Source organism: Acidovorax sp. 56 (genome assembly GCF_002749705.1).
Classification (GTDB): domain Bacteria; phylum Pseudomonadota; class Gammaproteobacteria; order Burkholderiales; family Burkholderiaceae_C; genus Acidovorax.
On the sequence record NZ_PEEV01000001.1, the window covers coordinates 2258268 to 2273071 of the forward strand.

A 14804-nucleotide genomic window follows, 5' to 3' on the forward strand; every position below is an offset into this window, starting at 1 on the left:
GGCTGCGGAGACACCCCCGCAGCCCACTTGCAGACCCTTGCGGGCGTTTACTTCACAGCCTCAATGCGCTTGACCATGTCTTGCAGCTTGGGGTCCTTCAGGAACTTGTCGTACACGGGCTTCATGGCCGTCTTGAAGGGGGTCTTGTCCACTTCGATGATTTCAGCGCCACCGGCCTTGACGATGGCCAGCGACTTCTCTTCACGCTCGTCCCACAGCTTGCGCATGTAGATCACGGATTCCTTGGCAGCAGCGCGGATGGCCTTTTGCTCATCGGCGCTGAGCTTGTCCCACACGCGCTTGGAGAACAGCAGGATCTCGGGAGCCATCGAGTGCTCGGTCTTGTTGAAGTACTTGGCCACTTCGAAGTGGCGCGAGCTTTCGTAGCTGGGGTAGTTGTTTTCCGCAGCGTCCACCAGGCCGGTCTTGAGCGCGGTGTATACCTCGCCAAATGGCATGGGGGTGGCGTTAGCGCCCATGGCTTCGAGCAGCGAGACCCACAGGTCGCTTTGCTGCACGCGCACTTTCATGCCCTTGACGTCGGCCAGGGTCTTCACAGGCTTCTTGGCGGTGTAGATGGAGCGCGCGCCGCTGTCGTAAAACGCCAGGCCCACAAAGCCTTGGGATTCGCAGTCTTTCAGAATCTCATCGCCAATGGCGCCGTCCAGCACCTTGCGCATGTGTTCCTTGTCGCGGAACAGGAAGGGCATGGTGGGCACCATGGTGGCGGGGCAGATGTTGTTCATCGGTGCCACGTTCACCCGCGTCATGGCGATGGCGCCCAGCTTGGTTTGTTCGATGGTGTCTTTTTCGATGCCCAGGGCGCCCTTGGAGAACACCTTGATGGAGTGCTTGCCGCCCGTGGCCTTGGCCAGCTCTTCGCCCATGTGGCGCACGGCCAGCACGGTGGGGTAGTCATCGGGGTGGATGTCGGAGGAACGGAACTCGGTGGCTTGCGCAGCCAGGCTGCCCAGCGCAATGCCGATGGCTACGGTGACGCGGCCCAACAGGTGTGGAAATTTCATGCTTGTCTCCTTGGGTAACGGGGTCATTGCCCCGATGTGGTCGATGAAAAAGGGGTTTCGGGCAGTCCGCAGACACCAGGGCGGGTGACGAACACCGCACCGCCATGGGCCACGTCATCGCCCACGGGCTGGCCGGGGCGGATGGAGGTGATGAAGAGCTGGTCCAGGTTGGGGCCACCAAAGCTGCACATGGAGGGCTTGCTGGCTGGCACGCGGATGGAGCGGTCCAGACGGCCATCGGGCGTGAAGCGGTGCACCAGGCCTGCGTCGTTGGCGCAGATCCAGTAGCCGCCCTCGGCGTCCACGGCCGCGCCATCGGGGCGGCCGGGCAGGTCTGTCATGTCCGCAAACAGGCGGCGCTCGCCCACCGATCCGTCGTCGTGCAGCGGCAGCGTCCAGATTTTTTGCACCGTGGGGTGGCTGTCGCTCAGGTACATGGTGCGGCCATCGGGGCTGAAGCCCAGGCCGTTTTGCGTGACCAGCCCCTGCACCAGCGGGGCTGAGAGCCCGGCGGCATCGGTGCGGTACAGGCCGCCCGCAGGCCGGGCCAGCGACATGTCGCGCACCATGGTGCCCGCCCAGAAGCGGCCCTGGCGGTCGCAGCGCCCGTCGTTAAAGCGCATGCCAGGCTCAGGGTGGTGCACCATGGCCAGCAGCGTGCAATCGAGCAAGCCGGCAGCGCCGGGGCGCACATGGAACACGCCCGTTTCCATGCCTGCGATCAGCCCGCCCTTGGCGTGCAGGGCCACGCAGGCAATGCGCTCTGGCGCAGCCCAGCTCGTGAGCTGGCCATCGGCTAGGGACCAGCGGCGCAAGGCAGGGGCTTCAATGTCCACCCAGTACAGGGCTTGCTCGGCCACGCTCCAGACCGGGCTTTCGCCCACGGCATCCAGGTGGCCGGGCAGCAGGACGTCAACGGTGGGCTGTGTCATTCGAAAGGCCCCGTGCGCACGAAGGGGCCACCCTGGAAGATGACGGCAGGGTCGCTCATGTCGGGGGTGGGGTCTGCCGCTTCGATCTTGGCGCGGAAGGGCTCGGTGCTGTCTTGCGGGCGGTAGCCAATGTGGCGCGCCAAGGTGTTGTCCCACCAGGTGGTGGTGTTGTCGCCCATGCCGTAGATGATGCTGTGGCCCACCACGGGGGCCGTGAGGCTGGCCACCACCAGGCGCTCCAGGTCGTCGTAGCTCATCCAGGTGGCCAGCATGCGGCGGTTGCGCGGCTCAGGGAAGGACGAGCCAATGCGCAGGCACACGGTCTCGATGCCGTAGCGGTCAAAGTAAAAGCGCGACAGGTCTTCACCAAAGGCCTTGGACAGGCCATAGAGGCCGTCAGGGCGGGCGGGATCCTTCAGGCCCACCACCTCGTCCTGGCGGTAAAAACCCGTGACGTGGTTGGAGCTGGCAAACACAATGCGCTTGACACCCTGCTTGCGGGCCGCTTCGTACAGGTTGTAGGCCCCAATGATGTTGGCCTGCAAGATGGGCTCCCAGGGCTGCTCGGTCGACACGCCGCCCAGGTGCACCACGGTGTCCACGTCCTGCAGCAGCGCATACACGGCTGCTGCGTCTTCGAGCTTGGCGGGGTGCAGTTCTTCTGCCGGCTGGGCGTCGCCCAGGTCGGCAATGTCAGACAGGCGCAACGTGGTGCAGTAGGCCTTGAGGCGGGTGCGCAGTTCGCGCCCCAAGCCACCGGCGGCGCCAGTGAGCAAGATACGGTTGAATCGGATCGACGTCGGGTGACTAGGCATGGCAATTCGGCAGGTTCTTGGTACAGTGACGCACTTGATAGGTTGAACGTCATCAGTTGTCGTACAACGAAATGCAATGTACTACGTAGTACCACGAATCCACATAGGGATAACACCGAGACATGAACACAGAACCCGCCCTTCGCCGCAAACCACGCACGTTGGCCCTGGAGCTGGTGGATTCCCTGGGCGACCGCATCCGTGATGGGCGCCTGGCTGTGGGCGACAAGCTGCCCACCGAGGCAGCCATCATGGCCGAGTTCGACGTCAGCCGCACCGTGGTGCGCGAAGCCATTTCCAAGCTGCAGGCCTCGGGCCTGGTAGAGACGCGGCACGGCATTGGCACCTTTGTGCTGGGCATGGGGCAGAACCCTGGTTTCAAGATCACCCCCGAGCAATTCAGCACCCTGCGCGATGTGATTGCCGTACTGGAGTTGCGCATTGGCCTGGAGACCGAAGCCGCCGCCCTGGCCGCCCTGCGCCGCACCGACGCCAACCTGAACACCATGCGCCAGGCCCTGAACGCCGTGGCCCAGGCGGTGGACGAAGGGCGCGATGCCGTGGCAGCAGACTTTCAGTTCCACCTGGAGATTGCGCGCGCCACCCAGAACAGCCACTTCACGGAATTGATGGGCTCGCTGGGCAGCATGATCATCCCGCGCGCACGGCTGGAAAGCGCCGACGACCAAAGCGACGAACGCCGCCAATACCTGCGCCGCGTGAACGGTGAGCACGAAAACATTTTTGACGCCATCGTGGGCCAAGACCCGGATGCGGCCCGCGCCGCCATGCGCACCCACCTGGCCAACAGCCGCGAACGCCGACGCCGCGCACAGGCCGAAGCCAGCTGACGCCACAAAACATCGTCTTATCCGTATTAACCCGGACACTATTTTTGCGATTCATGTTGTACGATGACATACAACATGAATCCCTCATGTTCCTGAGACCAGGCCACTGAGCCGCTGTTCTTAGCTGGTAGCAGGAATTCCACCCTTTTCATTCCTACGGAGCCCGACCATGTCCCCTCAAGAACTCAAAAGCGTATTGCAAGCTGGCCTGCTGTCCTTCCCGCTGACCGACTTCGACAGCAACCTGCGCTTTGCCCCCAAGCCCTACGCTGACCGCCTGGAATGGCTGCAGCCCTACGGCGCTTCGGCCCTGTTCGCCGCAGGCGGCACAGGTGAGTTCTTCTCGCTGGAGCCCGGCGAGTACAGCGAGGTGATCAAGGTGGCTTTGGCCACGTGCAAGAACCGCACCCCCATCATCGCGGGCGCTGGCGGCGGCACCACTCTGGCCATTCAATATGCACAAGAAGCCGAACGCCTGGGCGCCCAAGGCATTTTGCTGCTGCCCCACTACCTGACCGAAGCCAGCCAGGAAGGCCTGATTGCCCACGTGCAAGCCGTGTGCAAGAGCGTGAAGTTTGGCGTGGTGGTCTACAACCGTGGCGGCTGCCGCCTGACACCCGCCAGCCTGCAAGTGCTGGCCGACACCTGCCCCAACCTGATTGGTTTCAAGGACGGGTTTGGCGACATCGAGAAGTTCGTCAGCATCCGCCAGACGCTGGGTGACCGCTTCGCCTACCTGGGCGGCCTGCCCACCGCCGAGCTGTTTGCCGGTGCCTACAAGGCCATGGGCTGCCCCGTGTACTCGTCGGCCGTGTTCAACTTCATCCCCAAGACGGCGATGGAGTTCTACAACGCCCACGCTGCTGGCGACACCGCCACCTGCGACCGCCTGATCCGCGACTTCTTCATCCCCTACATTGCCCTGCGCAACCAAGGTGAAGGCTACGCCGTGTCGATCGTGAAGGCTGGCGCCACCATCATCGGCCACAGCGCTGGCCCCGTGCGCCCACCGCTGTCCGACCTCAAGCCCGCTGAAGTCGAGCAACTGCGCGCACTGATGGCCCCCCTGGGGCCCCAGTAAGCCGCCCCACGCAGAACGCATAACCAAAAGGCGCACGAACTTCTGAACAGGTTCCAAGCGCCATCCCGGCCCCAGCCCTCTGGGGCTTTCTGCTTTTCCAACCACCATCCTGAGGAGACAACCATGAACCCATTCAATTCCCGCTGGAGCCTGCGCTGCGCACAAGGCGTGACCCTGGCCGCCGCGCTGGTCACCGCCCCCCTGGTGGCCCACGCCCAGGCTTCTGCCGAAGAGCAAGCCGTGACTTCGGTCGTAGAGAAGCTGCGCGTCGCCATGGTCGACCCGGACCAGGCCACGCTGACCGGCCTGACCAGCCCCCTGCTGAGCTATGGGCACTCGGGCGGCAAGGTGGACACGCAAGCGAGCTTCATCGGCGCGCTGATGGACAAGTCTTCTGACTTTGTCTCCATCACGCTCTCGGACCAGACCATCAGCATCTCGGGCAACGTGGCCGTGGTGCGCCACACCCTGGCGGGTGCCACCAATGACCGTGGCACCCCTGGTAACGTCACCATCAAGGTACTGACCGTCTGGCAAAAAGATGGCGGCCAATGGCGCCTGCTGGCCCGCCAGGCCGTGCGCCCCACCTGAGAGGCTGAGAGTCTTTTGCCTATGCCCGCCTTGCACGCCAAACCACCGCTGCACCCACTGCACTGAACCCACCCCATGCACACCTTGAACCGCATCCTCCAGGCTGGCAAATTGGTACCCGCGCTGGAACAAGCCCTGCACGCCCGCTACAACGTGCACCGCCTGACCGACGAACCCGATCCGGCCGCCTTCCTGGCTGCGCAAGGAGCACAGTTTGATGCCGTGGTCACCAGTGCAGCGATTGGCTTGTCGGCCCAGCACCTGGCTGCACTGCCCTCGGTCAAGGTGATTTCCAGCTTTGGGGTGGGCCTGGACAAAGTGCCGGTCGATGCGGCCAAGGCCCGGGGCATTGCCGTGGGCTACACCCCCGATGTGCTCAACGACTGCGTGGCCGACACCGCGTTTGCGCTGGTGCTGGACGTGGCCCGCCGCACCGCCGAGGCCGACCGCTTTGTGCGCGCTGGGCAATGGGCCCGCCTGGGCGGCAACAGTTTTGGGCTGGGCCGCAAGGTCAGCGGTGCCCGCATGGGCGTGGTGGGGCTGGGCCGCATCGGGCAGACCATCGCGCGCCGTGGCCTGGGCTTTGACATGGAAGTGCGCTACCACACGCGCCGCCCCGTGGCTGGGGTGCCCTGGGCGCACGAGCCTTCGCTGGTCGAGTTGGCCGCCTGGTGCGACTTCCTGGTGGTGGTCACCTCCGGCGGCCCGGCCACCCGCCATCTCATCAACGAAGCCGTGCTCAACGCCCTGGGGCCCCGCAGCTTCCTGGTCAATGTGGCGCGCGGCACGGTGGTGGATGAAGCCGCGCTGATCCGCGCCCTGCAAGACGGCCGTATTGCCGGTGCCGGGCTTGACGTGTTCGAGAACGAGCCCCAGGTGCCCGAGGCCCTGCTGAGCATGGACAACGTGGTGCTGCTGCCGCACATTGCCAGCGCCACGCACGAAACCCGCCAGGCCATGGGCCAGCGGGTGATGGACAACCTGGAGGCGTTTGAACGCACGGGACAACTGGTCTCTGCCGCGCATTGAACGCTATTCAGCGCCACTCAACGCTATCAACCGCTTCTTCCCTTTTTCTTCTCACCAACCCACCCAAGTGACCATGAAACAAAACCTCATCGGCGGCCAATGGACCGAAGGCGTCCGTACCTACCAAAACACCAACCCGTCTGACACCCGCGACGTGATCGGCGACTACGCCGTCGCCAGCCGCGAACAGGCTCTGGAAGCCGTGGCCGCCGCGCACGCCGCCTTCCCGGCCTGGAGCCTGTCCACACCCCAGCAGCGCTTTGACATCCTGGACGCTGTCGGCAACGAAATCATCGCCCGCAAGGCCGAGCTGGGCGACCTGCTGGCCCGTGAGGAAGGCAAGACCTTGCCCGAAGCCATTGGCGAAGTGGGCCGCGCTGCGGCCATCTTCAAGTTCTTCGCCGGTGAGGCCCTGCGCCCCGGTGGCGAGGTGCTGCCCTCGGTGCGCCCTGGCGTGGGCGTGGAAATCACCCGCGAGCCCCTGGGCGTGATCGGTCTGATCACCCCCTGGAACTTCCCCATCGCCATCCCTGCATGGAAGATTGCCCCGGCCCTGGCCTACGGCAACACCGTGGTGTTCAAGCCCGCTGAAGTGGTGCCTGGCTCGGCCTGGGCGCTGGCCGACATCCTGCACCGCGCGGGCCTGCCCGCAGGCGTGTTCAACCTGGTGATGGGCCGTGGCTCTGAAGTGGGCGCCGTGCTGCTTGAAGACGAGCGCATCGCAGGCGTGAGCTTCACCGGCTCCGTCGGCACCGGCCAGCGCGTGGCCGCTGCCTGCGTGGGCCGTGGTGCCAAGGTGCAGCTGGAGATGGGCGGCAAGAACCCCTTTGTGGTGCTGGACGACGCCGACCTGAACGTGGCCGTGGGCGCTGCGCTCAACAGCGGCTTCTTCTCCACCGGCCAGCGCTGCACCGCCAGCAGCCGCGTGATTGTGACCGAAGGCATCCATGACCGCTTCGTGGCCGCCATGGTCGAGAAGATGAAGACCCTGAAGGTGGACGATGCCCGCAAGGCTGGCACCGACATCGGCCCTGTGGTGGACGACCGCCAGCTGGCGCAAGACCTGGAGTACATCGCCATCGGCCAGAAGGAAGGCGCCAAGCTGCACGGCGGCGAAGCCCTGGCCACCAACGCCGACGGCGCCCCTGGCTACTACCTGCGCCCCGCCCTGTTCACAGAAACCACACCCGAGATGCGCATCAACCGCGAAGAAATCTTTGGCCCCGTGGTGAGCGTGCAGCGCGTGAAGGGCTACGACGAGGCCCTGGCCTTGGCCAACGACACGCCTTTTGGCCTGGCCAGCGGCATTGCCACCACCAGCCTCAAGCACGCCACGCACTTCAAGCGCCACGCCCAAGCGGGCATGGTGATGGTGAACCTGCCCACCGCCGGGGTGGACTACCACGTGCCGTTCGGTGGCCGCAAGGGCAGCAGCTACGGCTCGCGCGAGCAAGGCCGCTACGCTGCCGAGTTCTACACCACCGTCAAGACGGCCTACACCCAGGCCTGATCACCGCAGGGGGTGCAACGCCCCCTGCAGATTTCCGCGCCCCTGCTACCTCTTCAGAGGGACATCGGCACCGCAGGGGTGCGGACTCTTCGCCTGAGCGCCAACCCGGCCCCAGAGCCCCGCAGGCCCTCATTAGAATCCCCGGCCATGCACATACACATACTCGGAATTTGCGGAACCTTCATGGGCGGCCTGGCGGCGCTGGCCCGCGAGGCAGGGCACAAGGTCACGGGCTGCGATGCCGGGGTCTACCCCCCCATGAGCGACCAGCTGCGCGCCCTGGGCATTGAGCTGATCGAAGGCTTTGGCGCCGACCAGCTTGCGCTGCAGCCCGACATGTTTGTGGTGGGCAACGTGGTCAGCCGTGCCCGGCTGGCCGATGGCAGCCCGAAATTTCCGCTGATGGAAGCCATTTTGGATGCAGGACTGCCCTACACCAGCGGCCCCCAATGGCTGGCCGAGCATGTGCTGCAAGGCCGCCATGTGCTGGCCGTGGCGGGCACGCATGGCAAGACCACGACCACCTCCATGCTCTCGTGGATTCTGGAAAGCGCCGGGTTGCAGCCCGGCTTCCTGATCGGCGGGGTGCCGCTGAACTTCGGCATCTCGGCCCGGCTGGGCGCTGCGCAGCGCCCACAGCCTGGCCCAGACGCACAAGGCCAACGCCCACTGTTCGTGATCGAGGCCGATGAGTACGACACCGCCTTCTTCGACAAGCGCAGCAAGTTTGTGCACTACCGCCCCCGCACGGCGGTGCTGAACAACCTGGAGTTTGACCACGCCGACATTTTTGATGACCTGGCCGCCATCGAGCGCCAGTTCCACCACCTGGTGCGCACCGTGCCGCCTTCGGGCCGCGTGGTGGCCAATGGGCTGGAAGAAAGCCTGACCCGCGTGCTGAACACTGGCTGCTGGAGCCAGGTGAGCAGCTTTGGCGCCACCGTGAGCGACTTCAGCGCCGAGGGCAACCCGCAGGCTTTTGATGTGCTGCACCAAGGCGCCAAGGTGGCGCGGGTGGAGTGGGCGCTGACCGGCGTGCACAACCAGCTCAACGCCCTGGCTGCCATTGCAGCGGCGCACGATGTGGGGGTGGCGCCCGCAGTGGCCGCTGCGGCCCTGGGCCAGTTTGAGAACGTCAAGCGCCGCATGGAGCTGCGCGGCACGGTGCGCGGCATTGCTGTGTACGACGACTTTGCCCACCACCCCACGGCCCTGCGCACCACACTGGACGGGCTGCGCCGCAGCCTGAGCCCTGAGGCACGCATCCTGGCGGTGTTCGAGCCCCGCAGCAACACCATGAAGCTGGGCGCCATGAAAAGCCAACTGCCCTGGGCGCTGGAGCCTGCCGACCTGGCGTTTTGCCACACCGCCGGGCTGGACTGGGATGCTGCGGCCACCCTCGCCCCGCTGGGCGTAGGCCCCGGCCAGCGCGCCCAAACCGCGCCAGACATTGCCACGCTGGTCACGCAAGTCACCCAAGCAGCCCGCCCAGGCGATCACATCGTGTGCATGAGCAATGGCGGCTTCGGCGGCATCCACGCGCGCCTGCTGGAATCGCTGAGGGGTTAAGGATTCGCCCTACTGTCCGCTCGATCAGCGCATGTCACGCGCTATAAAAACAATAGCTTCTAGCGCTTATGGATAGTGCGCTAGAAGCTATTTTTCGGCTCTTCTAGCGAATGCTAGTGACGCTTTAGTTTCCCATGGCCGCCGCCAGCACCAGCGCGGGCTGCAGCCCCTTGGGGCCTGATCGGTCCAACAGCCTGAACCACCCCAAATACGAATCAAGGTACTTCGTCGCAATACCCTTGAATCGTTGCAGCCACCCTCGCAGCCTGCTGACATAGGCATTGACGTTCTGCACATGCCAGGGCCCCTTTACCCGTTGGCCTTTGCTCACGTTCACCGCTTGGTGCTGCACTCCCAGAGCCCGCGCAGCGCTGGCCAGCGTGACGCTGCCATCGGTGCACAGGATGGCGTCTGGCGCCAGCAAGGGCTTGAGCGCCGCTTGCACACTCACCGCTTGGTTTGTTTGCAAGATGAAGTTTGCCGTTGCTCCAGCTCGGTCTCGCGCCATCAGCACCGGGGTGTACTCCGAGCCCTTGCAGCCCGCCAGCGCCTTTCCACCACGTCTGCGAGGACGGCGCAGTAACCCCCTGTGTCCCTTGCAGGAGACCAGGAAGTAGGACTCATCTGCCTCGGCAATGCCCAGAAGTTGGCGTGCCTGCAGATTCTTGGGGCAGACCAGGAAGCGGTGGCGCCAGCGAAAGGCGGTGCTTTGCGCCACACCCAATCGCTGGGCTGTTTGGTTCAGTGAGAGCCCTTCGCCCAGGGCCTGTGCCTGGCCCATCCATTTATCCCGCAGATGCAGCCGCGCAAGCGGCGTACCCGTCAGGGCGTTGAAGGTGCGCTTGCACTGTCGGCACTTGAAGCGTTGCAGCCCATTGGCCGAGCCGTTCTTGACGAGCCGGGAGCTGGCGCAGTGTGGGCAAGCTCGGCCATCGCTGGCGTGCGCCTCAATGATGGCACTGGTTTGGCTGCGATCCATCAGCGCCTGCAGGCGGCTTGCCAGTTGCAGGCGCTGGTGGTGCGTCAGCTGGGGCAGGCTGTGGATCAAGCGCGTCATCTGTTGCTGTCGCATGGCCTTCTCCTGGGGCGAACGCAAGGGCGTCATGCTTGGGAGATGGGGGCGCAGCGCGCCTGTTAAAGATTCATCACTAGCATTCGCTAGAAGAGCCTATTTTTCCTTCAAATGCTCTGCCACCTTATGGGCAGAGTCTGCATGGGTAGGCCGACTCAATAGGTCACGGCCATGGCGGGCACGTCCACCCGCACAATGGGACGGGCCAGTGCGGCACTGGCAGCGCGTGCAAACCGCTGGCCCCAGTCAGGCTGCGACAGCAAGCTGGCACCTGCGGCCTGCGCCACAGTCAACACCTTGTCGGCCAGCAGCACCTTGCCACTGGCGCGCAGGGGTTCGCAGTCGAGCGCGGTGAATTGCTCGTCCAGCCACAGGCGCCCAGCCTCGTGGGCCATGGGCTCGGCGCCTGCCAGGTCAAAACGGAACTCCTGGTCTGCCGCCAGGCGGACCGATACTTCACTGTGCATGGGGTACCTCTTCTTGAATGCGTCGGGAGGGTGAAAACTGGTTCAAAGAGCCCTTGAAAAACGGCCGGGCTGCGCGCCTGGCCGCTCTCCGACGACTCTCCGTCAACAGAGCTTACACGCTGCGCCAGGGCTGCTGCCTGGGTCTTTTCCCTGACACAGCAGCCCGCCACACAACGCCACCCCGCCCCCATCTCAGCGTGCGCGGCGCGCCTGCACGGCGGCCGACAGGTCAGCCAGCGCGGCCAGCGAGTCGTCCCAGCCCAGGCAGGCGTCTGTGATGCTCTTGCCGTATTCCAGCGCGCAAGCATCGTCCTTGCCGGGGGTGAACTTCTGGGCACCGGCATTGATGTGGCTTTCGATCATCACGCCGAACACGCTGCGCGAGCCGCTGGCGATCTGGCCACCAATGTCGCGCGCCACATCAAGCTGGCGCTCGTGTTGCTTGCTGCTGTTGGCGTGGCTGCAGTCCACCATCAGCGTGGCGGGCAGCTTGGCGGCTTCCAGGTCCTTGCAGGCCACGGCCACACTGGCGGCGTCGTAGTTGGGCGTCTTGCCGCCGCGCAGGATGACGTGGCAGTCCTTGTTGCCATTGGTGTTGACGATGGCCACCTGGCCATTCTTGTGTACCGACAGGAAGTGGTGGCCCCGGCTGGCCGATTGGATGGCGTCGGTGGCGATGCGGATGTTGCCGTCCGTGCCGTTCTTGAAGCCAATGGGCGCCGAGATGCCCGAGGCCAGCTCGCGGTGCACCTGGCTTTCGGTGGTGCGGGCACCAATGGCGCCCCAGCTGATGAGGTCACCGATGTACTGGGGCGAGATCACGTCCAGGAACTCGCTGCCTGCAGGCATGCCCAGGCGGTTGATGTCGATGAGCAACTGGCGCGCGATGCGCAGGCCTTCGTCGATGCGGTAGGTTTCATCGAGGTAGGGGTCGTTGATCAGGCCCTTCCAGCCCACGGTGGTGCGAGGCTTTTCGAAGTACACACGCATCACGATCTCCAGCGTGTCCTTGTACTGCTCGCGCACCACCTTCAGGCGGCGGGCGTAGTCGAGCGCGGCCACAGGGTCGTGGATGGAGCAAGGGCCAATGATGACCAGCAGGCGGTCGTCCTGGCCGGCCATGATGTTGTGGATGTTCTTGCGGGTCTGGCTGATGAGCCCTTCCACCGGCGTATTGCTGATGGGGAAAAAGCGGATCAGATGCTCTGGAGGAGGCAACACGGTGATGTCCTTGATACGTTCGTCGTCGGTCTGGCTGGTTTTGTCGACGCTGCGGTACCAGGCATCGCTGGTGGGGTTGGCTTGCACGCTCATGTTGGCTTCCTCGTGTGGATTGAAAGGGTGAAAAACAGGGGGCTGAAAAAACAAAAACCGCCGGGCTTTGCAGCTGCGGCGGTTGGTATGGGGAGGTGTTTTAGTTGCTTGCGCGTTTTCCTCTCATCCGCCTAGGACCGAGATAAAAAACCAAAAATAAAACGCGCTGCGAACTTGCATGTCAATCAATGTAGCACAGCCCCCGGGTGGTTCCGCAAGCCCGTTGCGCAAAGCTGGGCCCAAAAAGCCACACAAAATCGCGCAGCCAAGGGTTACTACCAAGCGATTGGAATTCGGATTTTGGCGCGCTGAGCGGCGCGCAAAGGCCCCCCACCGCCGTTCAGTGGCCCCGCCCCAACCAGCGGCGCGCACGCTGCCACCAAGAAGGCGGCGGGCGTGCGGAACTCTGCTCCGTGGGCGTTTCCACGCGCCCGTCGCACTCGTACATGTCGATCAACAGCAGCGCCTCGCCCAGGGTGCGCCAGGCCAGCAGCTCGAATTTGTCGAAGCAGATTGCCTCGCTGGCGTGGCGCTGCTCCAGCGCCTCCTTCCAGGCGGCGATGGCGGTGCGCAGCTCCCACAGGGCACGCTGGTAGGCGGTGAATTCGTACAAGCCATGCCAAGCAGAGCCCAGCCCCGTTAGTAGCAACTGGTGCTCGCGAGCCCCCTGGAACAAGGCCCCCGCTGTGCGCTGAATGGCCTCGGTATCGGTACTGGTGCGCCGTGTGCGCACGGCGTCTTCAATCAACCCCGATAAATGGCCCAGGCTATCGCGCAGCTGGCGGGAGTCTTCGTCGGCCACCCCTTCGCGCAAAAAGCGGCTGATGTCCCCGAACGACTGGAGACTTTGCGGCAAAAGGGTGCGCGACGCAGGCATGCGGCCATTTTGCGCCGGGCTGTGGCGTCTGTGGAGAGGTTTACCCACTCGCCAAGGCGTGCAACCAACACACGCCCCCAGAGCAAGCTACTTTGAACAGGTTTTTAAGCCCGCACAGGGGTCACGCCGCCATCACATCAGGCGGTGCCGCCCACCGTCAGGCCTTCGATGCGCAGGGTGGGCTGGCCCACGCCCACGGGCACGCTCTGGCCTTCCTTGCCGCAGGTGCCTACGCCGCTGTCCAGGCGCATGTCGTTGCCGATCATGGTCACCTTCTTGAGCGACTCAGGGCCGCTGCCCACGATGGTGGCGCCTTTGACGGGGTACTGGATCTTGCCGTTTTCCACCCAGTAGGCTTCGCTGGCAGAAAACACAAACTTGCCCGAGGTGATGTCCACCTGGCCGCCACCAAAGTTGCTGGCGTACAGCCCCTTTTTGATGCTGGCAATGATTTCCTGCGGGTCCTTGTCGCCACCCAGCATGTAGGTGTTGGTCATGCGGGGCATGGGGATGTGGGCGTAGCTTTCGCGGCGGCCATTGCCCGTGGGGGCCACACCCATGAGGCGGGCGTTGAGCGAATCCTGGATGTAGCCCTTCAAGATGCCGTCCTCGATCAGCACATTGCGCTGGCTGGGGTTGCCCTCGTCGTCCACATTCAGCGAGCCACGGCGGTCGGCAATGGTGCCGTCGTCCAGCACCGTCACACCCTTGGCGGCCACGCGTTGGCCAATGCGGCCACTGAAGGCGCTGGAGCCCTTGCGGTTGAAGTCCCCTTCCAGGCCATGTCCCACGGCCTCGTGCAGCAAAATGCCGGGCCAGCCCGAACCCAGCACCACGGTCATTTCGCCCGCCGGTGCGGGGCGCGACTCCAGATTCACCAAGGCTGCGTTCACAGCCTCGTCCACATACTTGCCTAGCAAGGCGTCGTCGAAATACGCCAGGCCAAAGCGGCCACCGCCACCAGCCGACCCCACTTCGCGGCGGCCGTTTTGCTCGGCGATCACCGTGATCGACAGACGCACCAACGGGCGCACATCGGCCGCCAGGGTGCCGTCGGCACGGGCCACCAGCACCACGTCGTATTCACTGGCCAGCCCGGCCATGACCTGGGCCACGCGCGGGTCTTTGGCGCGGGCGCGCTGCTCCAAGCGCTCCAGCAGGGCCACCTTGGCGGTGCTGTCCAGCGAGGCAATCGGGTCCACGCCCTGGTAGAGGCTGCGGCTGGTGGCAATCTTCTTGGCGGGCACACGCACCCGGCCACCCTGCGCCGCTGACGAGATCGAGCGCACCGTGCGCGCGGCGTCCAGCAGCGAGGCTTCAGAAATATCGTCGGAATACGCAAACGCGGTCTTCTCGCCACTGACGGCGCGCACGCCCACGCCCTGGTCGATGCTGAAGGAGCCGGTTTTCACGATCCCCTCTTCCAGGCTCCAGCCTTCGCTGCGGGTGTACTGGAAGTACAGGTCCGCGTCGTCCACCTGGTGGGCGCGGATTTCTGCCAGAGCACGCGCCAGGTGCCCTTCGTCCAGCCCAAAGGGCGTCAGGAGCAGTTCACGGGCGACATCGATGCGTTGGGTGGTGGCGGCACGCTGGGGCGCAGCAGTAGAGGAGCGAAAGGTCATCGCTGCATTTTAGGCGCCCCGCCCCGCCCGCGCGGCGCAAGGGGGAAAC

The 14804-nt window shown here is 64.7% G+C and carries 14 protein-coding genes; 6 read left to right on the forward strand and 8 right to left on the reverse strand.

What is annotated here, in order from left to right; translation table 11 throughout:
- Positions 1-47 precede the first annotated feature (47 nt).
- The 3 genes from CLU88_RS09995 to CLU88_RS10005 are packed head-to-tail and all read right to left on the reverse strand — an operon-like array spanning position 48 to position 2772.
- Complete coding sequence (locus tag CLU88_RS09995) at positions 48-1025, reverse strand: TRAP transporter substrate-binding protein (protein WP_099656463.1); 978 nt, start codon at positions 1023-1025, stop codon at positions 48-50.
- Between the two features lie 23 nt (positions 1026-1048).
- Positions 1049-1957 (reverse strand): SMP-30/gluconolactonase/LRE family protein, encoded by a 909-nt coding sequence (locus tag CLU88_RS10000; RefSeq protein WP_099656464.1) that lies wholly within the window; start codon positions 1955-1957, stop codon positions 1049-1051.
- Positions 1954-2772, reverse strand: coding sequence for an NAD(P)-dependent oxidoreductase (locus CLU88_RS10005; RefSeq protein ID WP_099656465.1), 819 nt, complete (start codon positions 2770-2772; stop codon positions 1954-1956). The genes CLU88_RS10000 and CLU88_RS10005 overlap by 4 nt, the downstream gene beginning before the upstream one ends.
- Positions 2773-2894: 122 nt before the next feature.
- Between CLU88_RS10005 and CLU88_RS10010 the strand changes: the two genes are divergently transcribed.
- The 6 genes from CLU88_RS10010 to mpl all read left to right on the forward strand — a co-directional run bounded on the left by CLU88_RS10010 (position 2895) and on the right by mpl (position 9403).
- Complete coding sequence (locus tag CLU88_RS10010) at positions 2895-3623, forward strand: FadR/GntR family transcriptional regulator (protein ID WP_099656466.1); 729 nt, start codon at positions 2895-2897, stop codon at positions 3621-3623.
- A 169-nt stretch (positions 3624-3792) separates the two neighbouring features.
- Complete coding sequence (gene kdgD, locus CLU88_RS10015) at positions 3793-4704, forward strand: 5-dehydro-4-deoxyglucarate dehydratase (protein ID WP_099656467.1); 912 nt, start codon at positions 3793-3795, stop codon at positions 4702-4704.
- A gap of 123 nt (positions 4705-4827) precedes the next feature.
- Positions 4828-5295 carry a nuclear transport factor 2 family protein gene (locus tag CLU88_RS10020; protein ID WP_099656468.1) on the forward strand — a complete coding sequence of 156 codons (468 nt, stop codon included), beginning with the start codon at positions 4828-4830 and terminating at the stop codon, positions 5293-5295.
- A 75-nt stretch (positions 5296-5370) separates the two neighbouring features.
- Positions 5371-6324, forward strand: a complete 954-nt coding sequence (locus tag CLU88_RS10025) for a 2-hydroxyacid dehydrogenase (protein WP_099656469.1) — start codon at positions 5371-5373, stop codon at positions 6322-6324.
- Positions 6325-6397: 73 nt separating this feature from the next.
- A complete protein-coding gene (locus tag CLU88_RS10030) occupies positions 6398-7834 on the forward strand; it encodes an aldehyde dehydrogenase family protein (RefSeq protein ID WP_099656470.1) in 1437 nt (478 codons plus the stop codon).
- A 147-nt stretch (positions 7835-7981) separates the two neighbouring features.
- Positions 7982-9403 (forward strand): UDP-N-acetylmuramate:L-alanyl-gamma-D-glutamyl-meso-diaminopimelate ligase, encoded by a 1422-nt coding sequence (gene mpl, locus CLU88_RS10035; protein ID WP_099656471.1) that lies wholly within the window; start codon positions 7982-7984, stop codon positions 9401-9403.
- A 124-nt stretch (positions 9404-9527) separates the two neighbouring features.
- Here the strand turns inward: mpl and CLU88_RS10040 are convergent, their stop codons facing one another.
- The 5 genes from CLU88_RS10040 to tldD all read right to left on the reverse strand — a co-directional run bounded on the left by CLU88_RS10040 (position 9528) and on the right by tldD (position 14755).
- Entirely contained in the window at positions 9528-10475 is a 948-nt protein-coding gene (locus tag CLU88_RS10040) for an IS1595 family transposase (protein WP_099658774.1), read from the reverse strand.
- A gap of 155 nt (positions 10476-10630) precedes the next feature.
- The gene (locus CLU88_RS10045) at positions 10631-10942 is read right to left on the reverse strand and encodes a hypothetical protein (RefSeq protein WP_099656472.1); all 312 of its coding nucleotides are present in this window, start codon (positions 10940-10942) and stop codon (positions 10631-10633) included.
- 192 nt (positions 10943-11134) lie between these two features.
- Complete coding sequence (locus CLU88_RS10050; protein ID WP_099656473.1) at positions 11135-12256, reverse strand: 3-deoxy-7-phosphoheptulonate synthase; 1122 nt, start codon at positions 12254-12256, stop codon at positions 11135-11137.
- 340 nt (positions 12257-12596) lie between these two features.
- Positions 12597-13133 (reverse strand): hypothetical protein, encoded by a 537-nt coding sequence (locus CLU88_RS10055; RefSeq protein WP_099656474.1) that lies wholly within the window; start codon positions 13131-13133, stop codon positions 12597-12599.
- A 137-nt stretch (positions 13134-13270) separates the two neighbouring features.
- The gene (gene tldD, locus CLU88_RS10060) at positions 13271-14755 is read right to left on the reverse strand and encodes a metalloprotease TldD (protein WP_099656475.1); all 1485 of its coding nucleotides are present in this window, start codon (positions 14753-14755) and stop codon (positions 13271-13273) included.
- Between the last annotated feature and the right edge of the window lie 49 nt (positions 14756-14804).

What these genes read in the sequence shown, in the direction of transcription:
- mpl (WP_099656471.1), top strand. Translation starts at nt 7,982, where the DNA reads ATGCACATACACATACTCGGAATTTGCGGAACCTTCATGGGCGGCCTG.
- CLU88_RS10025 (WP_099656469.1), top strand. Translation starts at nt 5,371, where the DNA reads ATGCACACCTTGAACCGCATCCTCCAGGCTGGCAAATTGGTACCCGCG.
- kdgD (WP_099656467.1), top strand. Translation starts at nt 3,793, where the DNA reads ATGTCCCCTCAAGAACTCAAAAGCGTATTGCAAGCTGGCCTGCTGTCC.
- CLU88_RS10000 (WP_099656464.1), bottom strand. Translation starts at nt 1,957, where the DNA reads ATGACACAGCCCACCGTTGACGTCCTGCTGCCCGGCCACCTGGATGCC.
- CLU88_RS10050 (WP_099656473.1), bottom strand. Translation starts at nt 12,256, where the DNA reads ATGAGCGTGCAAGCCAACCCCACCAGCGATGCCTGGTACCGCAGCGTC.
- CLU88_RS10040 (WP_099658774.1), bottom strand. Translation starts at nt 10,475, where the DNA reads ATGCGACAGCAACAGATGACGCGCTTGATCCACAGCCTGCCCCAGCTG.
- CLU88_RS10045 (WP_099656472.1), bottom strand. Translation starts at nt 10,942, where the DNA reads ATGCACAGTGAAGTATCGGTCCGCCTGGCGGCAGACCAGGAGTTCCGT.
- CLU88_RS10005 (WP_099656465.1), bottom strand. Translation starts at nt 2,772, where the DNA reads ATGCCTAGTCACCCGACGTCGATCCGATTCAACCGTATCTTGCTCACT.
- CLU88_RS10020 (WP_099656468.1), top strand. Translation starts at nt 4,828, where the DNA reads ATGAACCCATTCAATTCCCGCTGGAGCCTGCGCTGCGCACAAGGCGTG.
- CLU88_RS09995 (WP_099656463.1), bottom strand. Translation starts at nt 1,025, where the DNA reads ATGAAATTTCCACACCTGTTGGGCCGCGTCACCGTAGCCATCGGCATT.
- CLU88_RS10055 (WP_099656474.1), bottom strand. Translation starts at nt 13,133, where the DNA reads ATGCCTGCGTCGCGCACCCTTTTGCCGCAAAGTCTCCAGTCGTTCGGG.
- CLU88_RS10030 (WP_099656470.1), top strand. Translation starts at nt 6,398, where the DNA reads ATGAAACAAAACCTCATCGGCGGCCAATGGACCGAAGGCGTCCGTACC.
- tldD (WP_099656475.1), bottom strand. Translation starts at nt 14,755, where the DNA reads ATGACCTTTCGCTCCTCTACTGCTGCGCCCCAGCGTGCCGCCACCACC.
- CLU88_RS10010 (WP_099656466.1), top strand. Translation starts at nt 2,895, where the DNA reads ATGAACACAGAACCCGCCCTTCGCCGCAAACCACGCACGTTGGCCCTG.